The organism is Bradyrhizobium sp. CCGUVB4N (assembly GCF_024199945.1).
In the GTDB taxonomy this organism is placed as follows: Bacteria; Pseudomonadota; Alphaproteobacteria; order Rhizobiales; family Xanthobacteraceae; genus Bradyrhizobium.
Genome location: NZ_JANADP010000001.1, coordinates 6,052,645 through 6,068,508, shown reverse-complemented (window position 1 = coordinate 6,068,508; position 15,864 = coordinate 6,052,645). Strand labels below are relative to the sequence as shown.

Sequence of the window (15,864 nt, the reverse complement as noted above, 5' to 3'; positions counted from 1 at the left end):
CCTTTTTCTCGAAATGGCACAGCGTTAACGGGCTGCCCTACATCTGCCAGAACTTAATCCGCATTTAACTAAAAGTCGCCTTAATGACGCTCCGACCCTCTGCGAAATGCTGGTTCCGGAACGTGACCAGCGGCACTTCGAAGGGGGACTGAGTGACACCGTCCTGGACGCAAGGCGAATGAGTACGAGTATCGCTGCGCAAAGTTACGCGGCACGGAATCCGAAAAATTTCCATCGGAAGTCTTCCCGGAAAATGACCACCCAAAACGTGCTTGGCGCGGCCGTGATCGGCTGCGTCGCGCTTGCCGGCTGGACCGTCTACAACAATATCTTCGCCGCCAGCGTCTATCCGACCGTCGGCAGCTCCGGCTACGACGAGCCCGTGATCAAGCGTGAGCCCAGGGTCGCGTTGCGCGAGGCGGGCGAGGCCATCCGGGAAACCTTTGCACTGCTGCCCGACAGGCTGCAGGTGGCTGCGCCGATTTCACGCGAAATGTTCAACGAGCGCTTTGCCGCGGCCGCGACGCAGGGCGTCGAGTCCAACGCCGCGAGTGCTGTGCCTGCGACGAAGGTCGCCGAAGCCAAGGACGTGGCGAAGCCGACTGTCGTCGCCAAGGTCGCGGAAGTCCTGAAGAGCCCGGTCAAGGCCGTCGAGAAGATCGCGGACGCCGCGAAGGCCAAGCGCACCGAAGCGCCGGTGCAATTGGCTTCTGCGGATCCGGCTCAGATCGTGCCGGCGCCTGAAGCCAAGCCAAAATCCTTTGCCGATCGCGCCAAGGCCGCGGTGATGTCGATCACCGGTCCGCGCCAGTCGATGGTGGAAAAGCTCTGGGGCAAGCGTGAGCCGTCCGGCGGCTTGCTCGCCTATGCCTCGGCCGATGCCAGCGTGACCTCGGCCATCGCGCCGAAGGAGCAGAACCCGATGCTTGGCGGTTCGGCGCCTTATGAGCGCGACACCGCGGTCTACGACATCACCGCCAAGACGGTTTACCTGCCCGATGGCACCAGGCTCGAGGCGCATTCCGGCCTCGGCTCAAATCTCGACGATCCCCGTTCCTCGCGGGTCCGCATGCGCGGCGTGACGCCACCGCACATCTACAATCTGAAGCCGCGCGAAGCGCTGTTCCACGGCGTGCCGGCGCTGCGTTTGACCCCGATCGGCGGTGAGAGCGCGATCTACGGCCGTGACGGTCTGCTTGCGCACACCTTCATGCTCGGGCCGAACGGCGACTCCAACGGCTGCGTGTCGTTCAAGGACTATTACGCGTTCCTCGACGCTTATCGCAATAAGGGCATCCGCAAGCTCGCGGTGCTGGCGCGGGTCGACTGATCTCAGCCAAGTCCAGGCAATGCAAAAGGGCCGCTCGCTGCGGCCCTTTTCTTTTTTGGCTCTGCGTTGTCAGCCCGGCCAGCACTGCGCGCCACCGTCGATCCGCAGCACCTGGCCCGAAACGAAGGCGCCCATCGGACCTGCGAAGAACTCGACGACGCGCGCGACCTCGTCGACGGTCGCGATGCGGTCGAGCGTGCCGGTCTCGACCATCCGGTTGGGGTCGACCGCGCGGGTGCCGAGAAAGCGGCCAGTGCGGGTGTCGCCGGGCGCGATGCAGTTGACGGCGATGTCGTATTCGCGGAGCTGGTCTGCCAGGCATCGCGTGTAGTGGGTCACGCCGGCCTTCGACACCGCATAGATCGAACCCTGGGTGCGTCCCTTGAAGGCGGCGACCGAGCCGAGCGTGACGATGCGGCCACGCCGCCGCTGCATCATGCCTTTCGCGACCGCCTGGCAGGTCAGGATGGTCGAGAGCAGATTGCGCTCCAGCACCGCGCGCACATCGGCCTCCCTGATGTTTACCGCGTCGTTCGGATCGGGCTTGCCGCCCGCGGCTGCGATGTCGCCGCCGGCATTGTGCACGAGGATGTCGATCGGTCCGAGCGCGCCTTCCGTCTCGGCCACCACGCGCGCGATGTCGTCGCCCCTGGTGAGATCGCCGAGCACGCGCTGGCTGCGGACGCCGAATTGCTGGCCGATCTCCGCGGCCACTGCGGTCAGCGTCGTGCCCTCGCCATATTCCGCCGGCCCGTTCTCGCGCATGCCGTGGATGGCGACATCGGCGCCGAGCGCGGCGAGCTTCTCTGCAAAGGCGCGGCCGAGCCCGCGCCCTGCGCCGGTCACCAGCGCGACCTTGCCGGCCAATATCTTCGTAGCGTCATGCGATGTCATGATCTTGTTCCCGTTGTGAGATGTCAGCTTGCTACGGGATCGAGGCCGATCGCCGTCTCCGCTCGTGCGTGATATCGCACGATCAGCGTTTGACGAAAGTGAAACTGCACGGACGCAGCTCGTTGCGTTTTCCGCTGCCCCGGGTGCGCTCGAATTGCGCGTCGATCGTGTACGCGTAAGGCGAGCCGGGAACGGCGTTGTTGACAGTATAGGCGCTCGGTCCCGTCGTGCCCCGAGCGCTCAGCGTCGTCTTTCCGTCAGCCGGTATCTGTCCGTCGATCGCAAGCGTGTTGTTCGTGCGCGGCTCCGAATCCTCGGCATGGAGCGCGCCGTTCGTGACAGTGGCCGACAGGGATCGGGTGTAGCCGAGCGCTTTGCCGGAGTTCGTGCAACTTATGGTGACGTCCCACTTGCCGTCGAACGTCTTGCTGTCGCCGGCTGCCGGCGCCAGCACCATCTTCTGCTTCAGGGCTTCGATCCTTCCCTTGGCGAGACTGGCGAAGCTGCAATTCGAGAACCGCGCAAGATGATCCTCGAAGGCAGCGGCCGTGCCGATGCTGTCGGCCGCCTTCCAGTGCGCCTCGGCGGAGGCGCAGGGATCGGCCTTCGGCGCAGCCTGCGGCGCAGCTGGCGCGACCGTGACCGACACCGGCCCGTTCAGATAGAACTTGCCGATGATCGAGAGCGAGAGCTCGGGGAGCTGCGTCTTGCCGCTGGAATCATAGACGTCGCTGCTGATGTCGCGAAAGACGTCGCCGATCTCCTGCGGCTCCTCGATGTGCTTCAGGAACGCGGTCGTATAGGGGCTGTTGCGACCGCTGCCGTCCGCAGCGGTCTGCCCGGACTGGGTCGAGAACGACACGATCGTGCCGCGCGGCGCTTCGACTTTCGACAGGCCGCGACCGATCGAGGCGGCGCGCGTCGCGGAACGCTTGAGGTTTTCGGCGAGCGGATTGTCGCGGCAGGAATCGAGCACGAGGATGCGCAGGTTCTTGGCCTGCTGCAGATCGTTCACGATGTCGTCGACCCGCACGAAGCGCTTGAGGTCCGCTTCATCGGCCAGCACGGCGTCGACCGGCATTAGATAGTTGACGCCGTTGTACTGCATCGCATGGCCGCTGTAATAGAACAGGGCGACGTCGGCTTGGCTCGCGGCGCGCGCGAAGCGGATGGTCAGGTCCTGCATGTCGGCCTGGCGCAGGTCGATGCCTTGCAGGACCTCGAAGCCGCTGCGCCTGAGCGAGGCCGCGACGTCCTCCGCATCGTGCGACGGGTTGGCCAGCTGCGCCGTGCTCACATAGGCGCCGTTGCCGATCACCAGTGCAACGCGCCTGTCCGCCGACGCGGGGACAAAGCTCAGCCAGAGGGCGAGAAGAGTCAGGGAAATTCGACGTAAAATTCCAGAAGCAGCACGCATGAATGCCTTCCTGGGAAATATCCAAAATATCTCCCAGATTAGCGCATGCCGCGCCGGCATCAATGGCTTCGCCGTTATGGAACCGTCAGATCTGGCGGTCGTGACATCCCGTCACGCCGGGCTGGCTGCCATGGTCTTGCGCAGCGCCATCTCGGTCGCGACGGCTTCTCTCACCGTGGGCCGCGCCTGCATGCGTTCGAGATAGGCAGTCAACGACGGCCATTGTGCGACGTCGACACCTGCGGCACGGAGCAGCAGTAAAGCCCAGGTGAGATGGGCATCCGCAACAGTGAAGCGTTGACCCACGAGGAATTCACGGTCTGCAAGATACGCTGCCGGCACCGACAATGTCTGTCCGATCCTCGCGCGCGGCTTGGCGAGCGAGCCCTCGTCCTTGTACCAGAAGGTCGGAAACAGGAACGCCTTGTGGATCTCGGCGCCGATGAAGCTCAGCCATTCCTGCAGGCGGTAGCGATCCGCTTCTCCCGGCCGCGGCGCAAGGCCACGCTCAGGATTCAGGTCGGCGATGTATTGCAGCACCGCCGCGCTCTCGGTCAGCCGCTCGCCGTTCTCCAGCACCAGGACCGGCACGGCGCCCTTCGACGAGATGCCGCGGAAATCACCGTCGTCGTCCGCGACTTTCTTGGTCCCGAGATGCACCAGATGATAGTGCGCATCGAGGCCGGCTTCCATCAGCGCAATGCGGCTCGCAAGCGAGCAGGCCATCGGCGAGAAATAGAGCTGCAGCATCGCGTTGCTCCGTTATGTCAGCGCATCGCCGCGCGCGATGATCGCGAAGCGGTCGGATAGCTCGGCGAGGGCGACCTCGTGGATGGTTCGGGCATCCAGCGTGCCGCCGCGGCCGTCGGGAAGGTCGCGCGTGGCGCAGGCGTCGGCGTCGATTGTCGTGCGAAAGCCGAGATCGAGCGCGGCGCGCGCGGTGGAGCTGACGCACATATGCGTCATGAAGCCGGCCAGCACGATGTTCTTCCTGTCGGTTGCGGCAAGGCGCGCCTGCAAATCAGTGCCGGCAAACGCATTCGGCAACTCCTTCTCGATCACCAGCTCGCCGGCGCGAGGTGTCAGCTCTGCGACGATGGCGCCGCGGTCGGCGCCGCGATCGAACAGGCTGCCGGCCTTGCCGCGATGCGCGATATGGATGATCGCCGCGTTTGCCTCGCGCGCCCGCGCCAGCAGCGCAGCCGCCCGCGCGATCGCGGGCTTGGCGTCGGGCAAGGCGAGGGGACCTGCGAGATATTCGTTCTGGATATCGATCAGCACTAGCGCGGCGTCGCCAAGACGCGGCGGGTTGAGATCGGCACCGGCGAGCTGCAGCAGGGTCTTTGCGGTCGTCATGGTCTGGAAATCTCCGGGACAGAAACGCGCAAAGGATAGCCCCGGGAACGCCTGCCGATATGCAGGGATATTGCAGCGGGTGGCTGCGATATTGCAGGCTGCCACCGGCCGGTATAGCCTCGATCGATGAACTGGGACGATCTGCGCATCATCGCTGCCGTCAGGGACGAGGGCACCTACGCCGGGGCCAGCGCGCGGCTGCGCATCGACGAGACGACGGTCGGACGCAGGTTGGCGCGCATCGAGCGCGCGCTCGGTTTGCGTCTGTTCGAGGCCGCCGACGGCGTCCGCAGGCCGACGCGGCAGTGCGAGGCGGTGCTGGCGCATGTCGAGGCGATGGCCGCCCATGCCGCCGAGATCGGTCGCGTCGGTGCAAGTCTGGCCGGTCCGGTGGGACGCCTGCGCATCGCCTCCACCAACACGGTCGCCGAGGAGGTGTTGTCGCCGCGTGCGAGTGACTTCCTGCGCAACAATCCCGGCCTGACGCTGCAATTCCTCACCTCGAGCGAGAACGTCAGGTTCTCGCGCTGGGAGGCCGATCTCGCCATCCGGCTGCGCAAGCCCGACAAGGGCGACTTCGCCATCTCAAAACTCGGCGAGACCCGCATCTATTATTTCGAGCCTGTTGCGAGCGAGGGCGAGCCGGTGCTGTGCGCCTATCCCGACGAGCTCGGCGCGATTCCCGAGATGCAATTCCTGCGCACGAAGCAGGCACGTGCGCGCTGCGTCACCGACAACGTCCGCGTCATCCGCAGCCTGATCCGCTCGTATCAGGCTGCCGGCGTGCTGCCGGAGTATGTTTGCACGGATCTGCTCCGCGATCGTCGCCTTCGCGCGACGCTGCTGCCGAAACGGCGCGACGTCTGGCTGCTCGTGCAAAATCACCTCAAGCGCGACGCCGCAACGCGCGTGACGATCGACTGGGTGAGGGCGTGTTTCCAGGACATGTCGCGCAGTTGAGGCGTTGCTGCGGTGTGACGATTGCGTCACAGCGGAAGGCGCGCGACGAAAAATCCTGCACCGCCCCCTTGCAACCCGAACGTGCTTCGTCTATTAGCGCGCTCCTTCGCTAGGCCATGTGCCCGGGCTCGTTGAGATCCCGGCTGGCGCGAGCCGCTCTGCGGTTTCGTGTTCCGCCGAATGAAGAGCAAACGCAGGACGTAGCTCATGGAGAGCGTCGGGCTGAAATCCCGAAGGCATCGGTTCGATTCCGGTCTCTTGCACAAAGGATAGCTCAGTTTGGTAGAGCAGATGACTGTTAATCATCGTGACGCGGGTTCGAATCCCGCTCCAGCGCTCCGTTTCAGCCTGAAAAGCTGATTCCTCTGAAGGGGACCGGACGCGCGCTTCAGTCGCAGTCCGGCCGTTTTGCCGCAAGGCTTTCCGTCCGAACCGAGACACTGTGAGACCGGCTTTGCGCCGCGGGTAGATACCGCTTGCGCCGATGCCGGGTGGCTCCGCACGGCCGCGCGACAGATGTCGCGCGATCGCGCGCGTGCGCCCGTCATCGTGCAAGCTCAAGCCACGGCCCGTCGATCTCTGCAGGAAGCGTCGTCCGCGTCCTCACATCCTTTGCAAACGAAACGTGTTGTCCGGCATCCGGCCGGGCGCAAACCAAGGAGGCGTGCCATGACCTGGCATTTGCTGACGACCACTGTCACCGTGAAGGACGGTGAGCGCGCGCTACTCACGCGAAACGGCCAGCTCGAGCGGGTGCTCGCGCCTGGTCGGCATCGTCTGTTCGATTGGCGCAACGAGCTGACCGCCACCGTGTACAACGTCGTGGGAACTGAATTCCCCACGGATCGCTACGCGGTGCTGAAGGCCGCGCGTCCCGATCTTGCCGCCGAACTGTTCGAGGCAGTCGAGACCAGGGCGGACGAGGTCGCCATCGTCAGCCTCGACGGCCGGCCCGTGCATCTGATGACGCCCTGGCAGGTGCGCGTCTACTGGAAGGTCGCGACCCGCATCGATGTCGAGCGCATCGATGTGTCCAGCGATCCCAGGATCGACGCGCGCCACCTGAGCATGATCGAGCGCAACCGTTCGGCCGTGTCGTCCGAGACGGTGGTCGAGAACCACGAGGCGGGCCTGCTCTACGTCGAGGGCCGGCTCGTCGAGCGGCTCGCGCCTGGCCGGCACGCGTTCTGGACCGTCGGTCGCAAGATCGAGGTGAAGCGCCTCGACCTGCGGCCCCAGGCGGTCGAGATCACCGCGCAGGAGATGCTGACCAAGGATCGCATCGCGCTGCGGGTGACGCTGACGGCGTTCCGCCGGGTGGTCGACCCCGAGCGCACAGTGGCGACCGTGCCCGACGTGGATGCGTGGCTGTACCGCCTGGTGCAGTTCGCGATCCGCGAGGCGGTTGCGGGTCGTACGCTGGACGAGGTGCTGTCTGCGAAGGCGGCACTGGATGCGGAGCTGCGCGACTATGTGCGTGCACGCGTCGCGGAGTCCGGTGTCGAGGTCACCGAGCTCGGCGTCAAGGACGTGATCCTGCCCGGCGAGATCCGGGAGCTGGTGAACAAGGTGGTGGAGGCGGAGCGGGTCGCGAAGGCGAACCTGATCCGCCGGCAGGAGGAGACCGCGGCGACGCGGTCGCTCCTGAACACCGCCCGCCTGATGGAGGAGAACCCCCTGCTGCTTCGGCTCAAGGAGCTGGAGTCGCTGGAGCGACTGGTCGAGAAGGTCGGCCGCATCGATCTCCACGCCGGCAACGGCGAGGGCCTCGATGCCCTCCTGACCCGGCTCGTGCGCCTGAAGGCGCCCGAGAGCGCGTGAAACCGAAGGGCCGCCCACGGGCGGCCCTTCATCCATCCGTCGCATTGATGCGTTGAACGTGTGCCGGCGCCGCCGCGACCAACATGATCGAACGCATCGGGATTGCTCGCGCTATCGATTGCGCTAGTCTCTCCACGCGACCTCGTTGGGCAGGCAGGCGATGACCACTCTTCAGGACACCATCCGGCCGCGGACAAGATCCAGCGAATGGAAGGCGATCGTCATCCTGATCCTGCTCGTCCCCGTGTTGTGGTCGCCGCCGTTCCTGTTTCGCATCTTCCTGTATCAGCCGTTCAACATTCCATCCGGCTCGATGATGCCGACGCTGGTGGTCGGCGACTACGTCTTCGCCGCCAAATATGCCTATGGCTACGACCGTTATTCGTTTCCCTTCTCGCCGTCATGGATCTCGGGCCGCTTCCTTGCCGCGGAGCCCCGCTACGGCGACATCGTGGTGTTTCGCAACCCGAAGGACATTTCTGTCGACTACGTCAAGCGCGTGGTGGGTCTGCCCGGCGACCGCATCCAGATGCGACAGGGGCAACTCGTCCTCAACGACAAGCCGGTGATACGTGTCGCGCTCAAGGATTTTGCCGCAGGCGGGGCTGCTTGCGGGTTGGAGGCCGGTGCCAAGATCAAGCGCTGGCGCGAGGTGCTGCCGAACGACGCGAACTACGTCACCTATGACTGCATCGACAACGGCTATTACGACAACACCAATATCGTCACGGTGCCGCCCGGCCATGTCTTCGTGCTCGGCGATAACCGCGACAACTCCACCGACAGCCGTGCGATGGGCGCAATGGGATTCGTGCCGATGGACAATCTCGTCGGCAAGGTGACGCGGATCTTCTGGTCGCTCGATTCCCGAGGCGAGCTGCGTCCGGATCGGATGGGGAAGGTGGGGTGAGGCAGCCGCGTCTCTCGTCTCGTCACGGGCTCGCGCCCAAGCGGGCGCGCCCCGGAATGACGATCCCCACAAACAAAAACCCCGGCATTGCTGCCGGGGTTTCGTATTTTTTGGAGCGAGATCCCGGATCTGCGGTGCACCGCTTCGCGCTGCGCCGCGTCCGGGACGACTTCGTCGCTTAGAAGTCCATGCCGCCCATGCCGCCGCCCGGGGGCATCGCCGGACCGGCGCCGCCCTTCTTGGGCAGCTCGGCGACCATGGCTTCCGTGGTGATCAGCAGCGCCGCAACCGAAGCTGCGTTCTGGATCGCGGTACGAACCACCTTGGTCGGGTCGATGATGCCCTTGGTGACGAGGTTGACGTACTCGCCGGTCTGGGAGTCGAAGCCGTAAGCGTAGGTCTTGTTCTCCAGGATCTTGCCGACGATCACCGAGCCGTCTTCACCGGCGTTGATCGCGATCTGGCGAGCGGGAGCCGACAAAGCCTTGCGAACGATCTCGACGCCGGTCTTCTGGTCGTCGTTCTTGGTGCGCAGGCCCTTGAGCTGCTCGGAAGCACGGAGCAGGGCGACGCCGCCGCCCGGAACGATGCCTTCCTCGACAGCCGCGCGGGTCGCATGCATCGCGTCATCAACGCGATCCTTGCGCTCCTTCACCTCGACCTCGGTCGCGCCGCCGACGCGGATCACCGCGACGCCGCCAGCGAGCTTGGCGAGACGCTCCTGGAGCTTCTCACGGTCGTAGTCCGAGGTGGTTTCCTCGATCTGCGCCTTGATCTGGGCCACGCGCGCCTCGATGTCGGCCTTCTTGCCGGCGCCGTTGACGATCGTGGTGTTCTCCTTGTCGATCATCACCTTCTTGGCGCGACCGAGCATGTTGAGCGTGACGTTCTCGAGCTTGATGCCGAGATCTTCCGAGATCGCCTGGCCGCCGGTCAGGATCGCGATGTCCTGCAGCATGGCCTTGCGGCGATCGCCGAAGCCCGGAGCCTTGACAGCCGCGACCTTCAGACCACCGCGCAGACGGTTCACAACAAGCGTGGCCAAAGCCTCGCCTTCGACGTCCTCGGCGACGATGACCAGCGGCTTGCCGGTCTGCACCACGGCCTCGAGCAGCGGGAGCAGCTCGTTCAGCGAGGAGAGCTTCTTCTCGTTGATGAGGATGTAGGCGTCGTCCATCTCAACGCGCATCTTGTCGGCGTTGGTGACGAAGTAGGGCGAGATGTAGCCGCGGTCGAACTGCATGCCCTCGACGACGTCGAGCTCGGTCTCGAGCGACTTGGCTTCCTCGACGGTGATGACACCCTCGTTGCCGACCTTCTTCATGGCGTCGGAGAGGAACTTGCCGATCTCCTGGTCGCCGTTGGCCGAGATGGTGCCGATCTGGGCGATCTCCTCGTTCGAGGTGACCTTCTTGGTATTCTTCTCGAGATCCGCGACGACGGCCTCGACGGCGAGGTCGATCCCGCGCTTGAGGTCCATTGGGTTCATGCCGGCGGCAACCGCCTTGCCGCCTTCACGGACGATTGCAGCCGCGAGCACGGTCGCGGTGGTGGTGCCGTCGCCGGCCGCGTCAGCGGACTTGGAGGCGACTTCGCGCACCATCTGCGCGCCCATGTTCTCGAACTTGTCCTCGAGCTCGATCTCCTTGGCGACGGTGACGCCGTCCTTGGTGATGCGGGGAGCGCCGAACGACTTGTCGAGCACGACGTTGCGGCCCTTCGGACCGAGCGTGACCTTCACCGCGTTGGCGAGAACGTCGACGCCGCGCAGCATCTTGTCGCGCGCTTCAACCGAGAATTTGACTTCTTTGGCTGCCATCTGGAGTTTTTCCTTGGGTAATGAATGACGGGAGGGAGAGAGGGGCTGTTAGGCCGCCTTCTTCTTGGAAGCGGGGACGTCGAGGACGCCCATGATGTCGCTTTCCTTCATGATCAAGAGATCGACGCCGTCGATCTTCACTTCGGTGCCGGACCACTTGCCGAACAGCACGCGGTCGCCGACCTTCAGGTCGATCGGGATCAGCTTGCCAGCCTCGTCGCGGCCACCGGGGCCAACGGCGACGACTTCACCCTGCGAGGGCTTTTCCTTGGCAGTGTCGGGGATGATGATGCCGCCGGCGGTCTTCTCTTCTGCGTCGATACGCTTGACCACGACGCGGTCGTGAAGCGGACGGAATTTCATGCAGCTCTCCTAAGCATTTGCACGAGTTAAGGATTTTTTGGCATTAGCAGTCTGTGCCCGCGAGTGCTAGCACAGGCGAGGCTGAAATAGGACAGGAATTTTGCGGGGGCAAGGGCTTCTAGCAGAAAATTCGGCACTCTGAAGGCCCGCCTGCCAAAATCTCTTTACCATCGTTAACCGAGCTTGGGGACGTGCCGGGGCCGTATTAGCACGCAGCCGTCTCTGCTGCTAAAGCATTGAATTTCAACAGCTTGTTAAACTTTTGGGCTTGAGATGGATTATCAGTTTGCGTCACATTTCTCTCATGTGAGCGCATCTCCACCGGGTGGCTCGTAAGCAGCGTACCGGCAAGCCGCCCCCTGAATGCGCTCCTGCAAAGGAGGTTGGCATGGGATTGCGGGTTGGGGGCGTTTCCGAGGACTTCCGGAAACAGATGCTGGGCTACGGGCTGACGACGGCGCAGATTCTTTACCGGATGCCGGATCATCCGTCGCTGCTCCAGACTTACGTCTGGCAGAACTACGACATGTTTCCGAAATTCCCGGCGCTGACCGACTTCCTCGCGTTCTGGACCGAGAAGCTCGACGGCCCGCTGCACTCGGTGACGGTGGCGCATTCCAAGCTGATCAAGCCGGCCGAGCTGCGCGCCGTGGACGGCGTGTTCCGATTGAATTGAGATAGGGCCCAGGTCTCGCGGCGAGCACCGCTCTCGTAGGGTGGGCAAAGGCGCGCTCTTCGCGCGCCGTGCCCACGATCTCTCGATGATCGCGCGCAGAACGTGGGCACGCTTTCGCTCTTCGAGCTTCGGCGGACAAGTCGCTTTGCCCACCCTACGATATCTCGTTCTGTGTTAGCCTCTTCCCATAACAACAGGGGAGGCCGGCCCATGGCCAAGACAACAACCAAAAAAACAAAATCGCGTAGCGCAGCCCAGACCGCGGTGAAGAAGCAGAGCGGTGCCAAGGCCGCCGCGCGTTCCTCCGCACGCAAGGCCGTGAAGTCGAAGGCGCGCACGACAACCGCCAAGACTTCAGCGAAAACGTCCGCGACGAAGAAACCCGCCCGCCCAAGGCAGCGCATCGCCATCAGCCATCACCGCGAGGAAGATTTCAAAGCCGACGGCCTGCGCGCCTACGCCAAGTATCGCGACCTCGGCATCGCCGCGGCCAGCCACGGCCTCGCGCAAGCCCACGTGATCCGCCTGCAGGGTCCTTGCGATCCTGCCGAGGTCTCGAAGCTCCACTTCCACGATGTCGACTTCCAGATGGTCTACGTGCTCAAGGGCTGGGTGAAGACCTACATGGACGGGCAGGGCGAGACCCTGATGAAAGAAGGCAGCGCCTGGACGCAGCCGCCGAAGATCAAGCACATGATTTTGGATTACTCCGATGACGTCGAACTGCTGGAAGTGATCCTGCCGGCGGAGTTCAAGACGGTGGAGCTGAAGGCGTAGGTCACTCTCTCCACGTCGTTGCGAGAAGCTCGCGATGACAGCGCGTAGCCCGGATGGAGCGAAGCGAAATCCGGGAAAGTCTCTCCGCGGCGAAGCTGGTCCCGGATTGCGCTGCGCTCCATCCGAGCTATGGCGTCCGTATGAAGGGCTCCAGGCAATCCCTAAAAAGCCCGCGATCCGGGAAACCGGGCCGTTACCAGTCGGAAGGTTCCTGCCGCCCGCAGGGCTCGCGCTAACCCGTCGAAAACATTCCTCGCGTCAACTCAAGGCTGTGAGAACGCGAGAGATGCATTCATGGCGACCACTTTTGGCCGACGCGGCGTTGTAGCGCCAGCTCCAGGTCGATCGTTTCAACCCGCCGCGCCGATCGCCCCGGCGGTCGAGCGCGACGACACTCAGCCCTCGTCCGATGAGGGCTCGCTGTTTCGCGACAACAAGCTTCTGGCCGATATCCCTTTCCTCACCATTGGCCTGATTTTCGTTCTGCTGCTCGTCTATGCGCTGCAACGCAGTCTGGCCATCGACATTGCCAAGGACGGCTCACTCGATGTCCGCTCGCTGATCGCTCAGGGCGCATCCGGCTACGATCTGGTCGTCGGACGAGGGGAATGGTGGCGCATCGGCCTTGCGCCGCTTCTGCATGGCAGCCAGTGGCACCTCGTCGGCAATTGCGTTGCGCTGTTCATCGTCGGCGTCAGGCTGGAGAGCCTCATCGGCCGTGGCTGGTTTTCGCTGATCTTCGTCGCCAGCGCAGTCGCCGGCGAAATCGGCTCGTTGCTGGGCAATGGCCCCGCCGTCGCGGTGGGCGTCGGTGCGTCCGGCGCCATTACCGGGCTCATCGCCGCGCTGTTCGTTTCGAGCTTCGATCCGGAGGCGGACGCCGCGCAAACAATCTCGCGACTGAAGACGTCGCTGTTCTTCGGCATTCCCGCGCTGCTGCCGCTCGCCTTTGGCGCCTCCGGCAACGTCAACTACTATGCCCATGCAGGCGGTGCGCTGGCCGGCGCCGCGCTTGCGATCACGCCGTGGCTCGCCTTCTGGTCCTATGACAGCCTGCCGCGGAGCGCGGGCATGACGTTGCTCGCAGGATTGGCGGTGTCCCTGGTCTGCGCCGGCTTCGCCGCCATGCATTATTCGTCCTACATGGCCGATGCCTTGCACTACATCCGCGCGTCGGAAGCGCCGACGAATGCTGAAGAGATGGCCAGCCGGTCGCTCGATCTCGTGACCCGCTATCCGAAGGACCCGCGGGCTCATCTGTTCCGCGCGATCGCCTACCTGGAAAAAGCCAGCTTCAACTCCGCCGAGACCGAAGCGCGAACCGCCATGTCGCTTGCCGCCACGGATGTCGCGGGCGGGCCGGTGCGCTCCGGCGCGCAGAGCCTGATGGCGGTGTTGCTGCTGGCACAGGGACGAACCAGCGAGGCGAAGGCCATGGCGGCCGAGCCGTGCCGCGCCAAGATGGCTGAAGTGCGTCGCATCCTGCAGAAGCAGAAACTGTGCAGCTGAGCGGAATTGCGCCGGTCGCCTACCGCTCGAGATAGCCCAACTCCGCGCCCATGACCTTGCGGGCATATTCGCCGAAGGCATCAATCAACCGGCCGGGCGCGGCATGAGGTGGATGGAGCAGCGCGATCGTCACGGGGACGATAGGGTTGAAGGGGCGCGTGACCAGAGCCGCGCCGGAGCTTTCGTCGTGTGCGGCAATCGGGTTGATGATGCTGACGCCGAGGCCGGCTGCGACCAGGGCACAGACCGATGCGCCCAGATCGGTCTCGGCAACAATGCGGCGTGCAACGCCCGCCTGCGCGAAGATTGCATCGATGCGATCGTAGAGCGGACTCCCCGTGGCGAAGGAGATGAAGGCCTCATCGGCGAAGTCGGCAGGGCGCAGCGTCTTCTTCTGCGCAAGGCGATGTGCTTTCGGCATGATTGCGACGCAACGTGTCTTGAGCACCGGCTCGACATGCACCCCCGCAACCTCGCCATAGAGCATGGCCAACCCGATGTCGCAGAGCCCGGAGCTGATCCAGTCGTGCACGGCGCTCGCCGTGCCGGACCGGATCGAGATCATCACATGCGGATAGTCCATCTTGAAACGCGCCGCGATGCGCGTCAGCAGGCCGCCGGCCAGGCGCGGCATCGCCGCAACGCTTAGCCGACCCATGCCGAACGAACGGATGCTGGCTGCGCTGGCCTCCAGTCCGGCGAGGCCAATGAAGGTTTTCTCGACCTCCTGAAAAAAGCGCGATCCGTCCACGGTCGGGCGGAGACGGCCGCCGCTGCGGTCGAACAGCGGGAATTGCGTGATCGCTTCCAGCTGCCCGATCAGGCGGCTGATCTGGGGTTGCGAGGTATGCATGCGCTGAGCCGCCTGCGTCATCGATCCCGTCACGAAGACCGCCCGAAAGGCCTCCACATGCTTCAAGCCCATCCGTCTGGTGGCCATATCAAATCCGTATAGGAGAGTGTGAAACTGGAATTTCATCAGATCGAGCTTTTGGACGATAGTCCAGAGCATGAAGCCGTTCGCGCCGGGCCGTCCTTTCGTTGGCTACCGTGGACGGCATCACGGACATCAGCGGAAGAAGGGGACGAGATGAAAGCGATAACGATCAAGGCGCTCGCCGCGGCGGCCGTCGCTGCTGTTGTTCTTTCCGGCGAGGCCATGGCGCAGGGTGCGGGCAGGCTCGACAAGATCCGTGAGACCGGCTCGATCACGCTGGGGTATCCCGAGACCTCGGTGCCCTTCGCTTATCTCGATGGCAACCAGAAGCCGATCGGCTACACCGTGGAAATCTGTGAACAGGTGGTGCAGGCGATCAAGACGGCCCTCAAGCTCCCCAAGCTCGAGATCCGCTATCAACCCATCACCTCGGCGACGCGCATTCAGCTGCTAGCCAACGGCACGATCGATCTGGAATGCGGCAACACCACCAACAATATCGAGCGGCACAAGCTCGCCGCTTTTTCTCCCACCATCTTCGTTGCGCAGGTGGTCCTCGTCGCGCGCAAGGATGGCGGGGTCGATGTCAACGACCCGACTTCGTTTCGCGGCAAGGCCATCGCCGCCCAGGCCGGCGGCCAGACGTTCAAGGTGATCACGCTGATCAACGCCAAGAACAATCTCGGCATCTCGGTGGTTCCGGCCAAGGACACCGCCGAGACCTTCCTGATGCTGTCGTCGGGCCGTGCGGCCGGCACCGCCAACGACGACGGTCTCGCTTATGCCACGGTCGCCACATCGAGGACGCCGGATGACTTCGTGATCGGCAGCAAGGGTCTCGAGATGGCGCCTTACGGCATCGTCGAACCCAAGGATGATCCTGCCTTCAAGAAGGTGGTCGACGAAGCCGTGATCGACCTGATGAAGAACGGACAGATTGCGGCGCTCTACGACAAATATTTCAATTCACCGATCCCGCCGTATGGACTCAACCTGAAATTTCCGATGAGCGCCGCCCTCAAGCGGGCGCTGGCCAATCCAACCGATTCCGGCGACCCGGCAGCCTACGAATGAAGCACCAGGCGCTCTAGAGGT

At 64.0% G+C, this 15,864-nt stretch carries 15 protein-coding genes and 2 tRNA genes; 10 read left to right on the top strand and 7 right to left on the bottom strand.

All coding sequences use genetic code 11. The annotated features are described in order from the left end of the window. Positions 1-253: 253 nt before the first annotated feature. Complete coding sequence (locus NLM31_RS28165; protein WP_254194366.1) at positions 254-1,330, top strand: DUF2778 domain-containing protein; 1,077 nt, start codon at positions 254-256, stop codon at positions 1,328-1,330. Between the two features lie 69 nt (positions 1,331-1,399). Here the strand turns inward: NLM31_RS28165 and NLM31_RS28160 are convergent, their stop codons facing one another. The 4 genes from NLM31_RS28160 to NLM31_RS28145 all read right to left on the bottom strand — a co-directional run bounded on the left by NLM31_RS28160 (position 1,400) and on the right by NLM31_RS28145 (position 4,997). Then, entirely contained in the window at positions 1,400-2,224 is an 825-nt protein-coding gene (locus NLM31_RS28160; protein ID WP_254194365.1) for an SDR family NAD(P)-dependent oxidoreductase, read from the bottom strand. An 82-nt stretch (positions 2,225-2,306) separates the two neighbouring features. Next, positions 2,307-3,641: a caspase family protein gene (locus NLM31_RS28155; RefSeq protein WP_254194364.1), complete on the bottom strand. Its 1,335-nt coding sequence runs from the start codon at positions 3,639-3,641 to the stop codon at positions 2,307-2,309. 111 nt (positions 3,642-3,752) lie between these two features. Then, positions 3,753-4,391, bottom strand: a complete 639-nt coding sequence (locus tag NLM31_RS28150; RefSeq protein WP_254194363.1) for a glutathione binding-like protein — start codon at positions 4,389-4,391, stop codon at positions 3,753-3,755. Between the two features lie 12 nt (positions 4,392-4,403). Next, positions 4,404-4,997, bottom strand: a complete 594-nt coding sequence (locus NLM31_RS28145; RefSeq protein ID WP_254194362.1) for a cysteine hydrolase family protein — start codon at positions 4,995-4,997, stop codon at positions 4,404-4,406. Between the two features lie 126 nt (positions 4,998-5,123). Here NLM31_RS28145 and NLM31_RS28140 point away from each other — a divergent pair, with 126 nt between their 5' ends. From NLM31_RS28140 to lepB, 5 genes are all read left to right on the top strand, one after another. Beyond that, on the top strand, positions 5,124-5,957 hold the full coding sequence (locus NLM31_RS28140) for a LysR family transcriptional regulator (protein WP_254194361.1): 834 nt from the start codon (positions 5,124-5,126) through the stop codon (positions 5,955-5,957). A gap of 193 nt (positions 5,958-6,150) precedes the next feature. Next, a tRNA-Phe gene (locus tag NLM31_RS28135) sits at positions 6,151-6,220 on the top strand. 4 nt (positions 6,221-6,224) lie between these two features. Beyond that, a tRNA-Asn gene (locus NLM31_RS28130) sits at positions 6,225-6,290 on the top strand. A gap of 336 nt (positions 6,291-6,626) precedes the next feature. Further along, the gene (locus NLM31_RS28125) at positions 6,627-7,778 is read left to right on the top strand and encodes a slipin family protein (protein WP_254194360.1); all 1,152 of its coding nucleotides are present in this window, start codon (positions 6,627-6,629) and stop codon (positions 7,776-7,778) included. 160 nt (positions 7,779-7,938) lie between these two features. Further along, positions 7,939-8,688 (top strand): signal peptidase I, encoded by a 750-nt coding sequence (gene lepB, locus NLM31_RS28120; RefSeq protein ID WP_254194359.1) that lies wholly within the window; start codon positions 7,939-7,941, stop codon positions 8,686-8,688. Between the two features lie 178 nt (positions 8,689-8,866). On the opposite strand, the gene groL is transcribed toward lepB, so the two are convergent. Together groL and NLM31_RS28110 are read right to left on the bottom strand one after the other, a co-directional pair. Next, entirely contained in the window at positions 8,867-10,507 is a 1,641-nt protein-coding gene (gene groL, locus NLM31_RS28115; RefSeq protein WP_254194358.1) for a chaperonin GroEL, read from the bottom strand. Between the two features lie 48 nt (positions 10,508-10,555). Then, complete coding sequence (locus NLM31_RS28110; protein ID WP_014494241.1) at positions 10,556-10,870, bottom strand: co-chaperone GroES; 315 nt, start codon at positions 10,868-10,870, stop codon at positions 10,556-10,558. Between the two features lie 388 nt (positions 10,871-11,258). Between NLM31_RS28110 and NLM31_RS28105 the strand changes: the two genes are divergently transcribed. The 3 genes from NLM31_RS28105 (at position 11,259) to NLM31_RS28095 (ending at position 13,832) form a co-directional block, all read left to right on the top strand. Continuing rightward, positions 11,259-11,546: an usg protein gene (locus NLM31_RS28105; RefSeq protein ID WP_254132412.1), complete on the top strand. Its 288-nt coding sequence runs from the start codon at positions 11,259-11,261 to the stop codon at positions 11,544-11,546. A gap of 210 nt (positions 11,547-11,756) precedes the next feature. Next, positions 11,757-12,323: a cupin domain-containing protein gene (locus NLM31_RS28100; protein WP_254194357.1), complete on the top strand. Its 567-nt coding sequence runs from the start codon at positions 11,757-11,759 to the stop codon at positions 12,321-12,323. A 294-nt stretch (positions 12,324-12,617) separates the two neighbouring features. Then, positions 12,618-13,832: a rhomboid family intramembrane serine protease gene (locus NLM31_RS28095; protein ID WP_254194356.1), complete on the top strand. Its 1,215-nt coding sequence runs from the start codon at positions 12,618-12,620 to the stop codon at positions 13,830-13,832. Between the two features lie 19 nt (positions 13,833-13,851). Here the strand turns inward: NLM31_RS28095 and NLM31_RS28090 are convergent, their stop codons facing one another. Continuing rightward, complete coding sequence (locus tag NLM31_RS28090; RefSeq protein ID WP_254194355.1) at positions 13,852-14,772, bottom strand: LysR substrate-binding domain-containing protein; 921 nt, start codon at positions 14,770-14,772, stop codon at positions 13,852-13,854. A 150-nt stretch (positions 14,773-14,922) separates the two neighbouring features. Between NLM31_RS28090 and NLM31_RS28085 the strand changes: the two genes are divergently transcribed. Next, positions 14,923-15,843 (top strand): amino acid ABC transporter substrate-binding protein, encoded by a 921-nt coding sequence (locus tag NLM31_RS28085; RefSeq protein WP_254194354.1) that lies wholly within the window; start codon positions 14,923-14,925, stop codon positions 15,841-15,843. Positions 15,844-15,864: the final 21 nt, after the last annotated feature.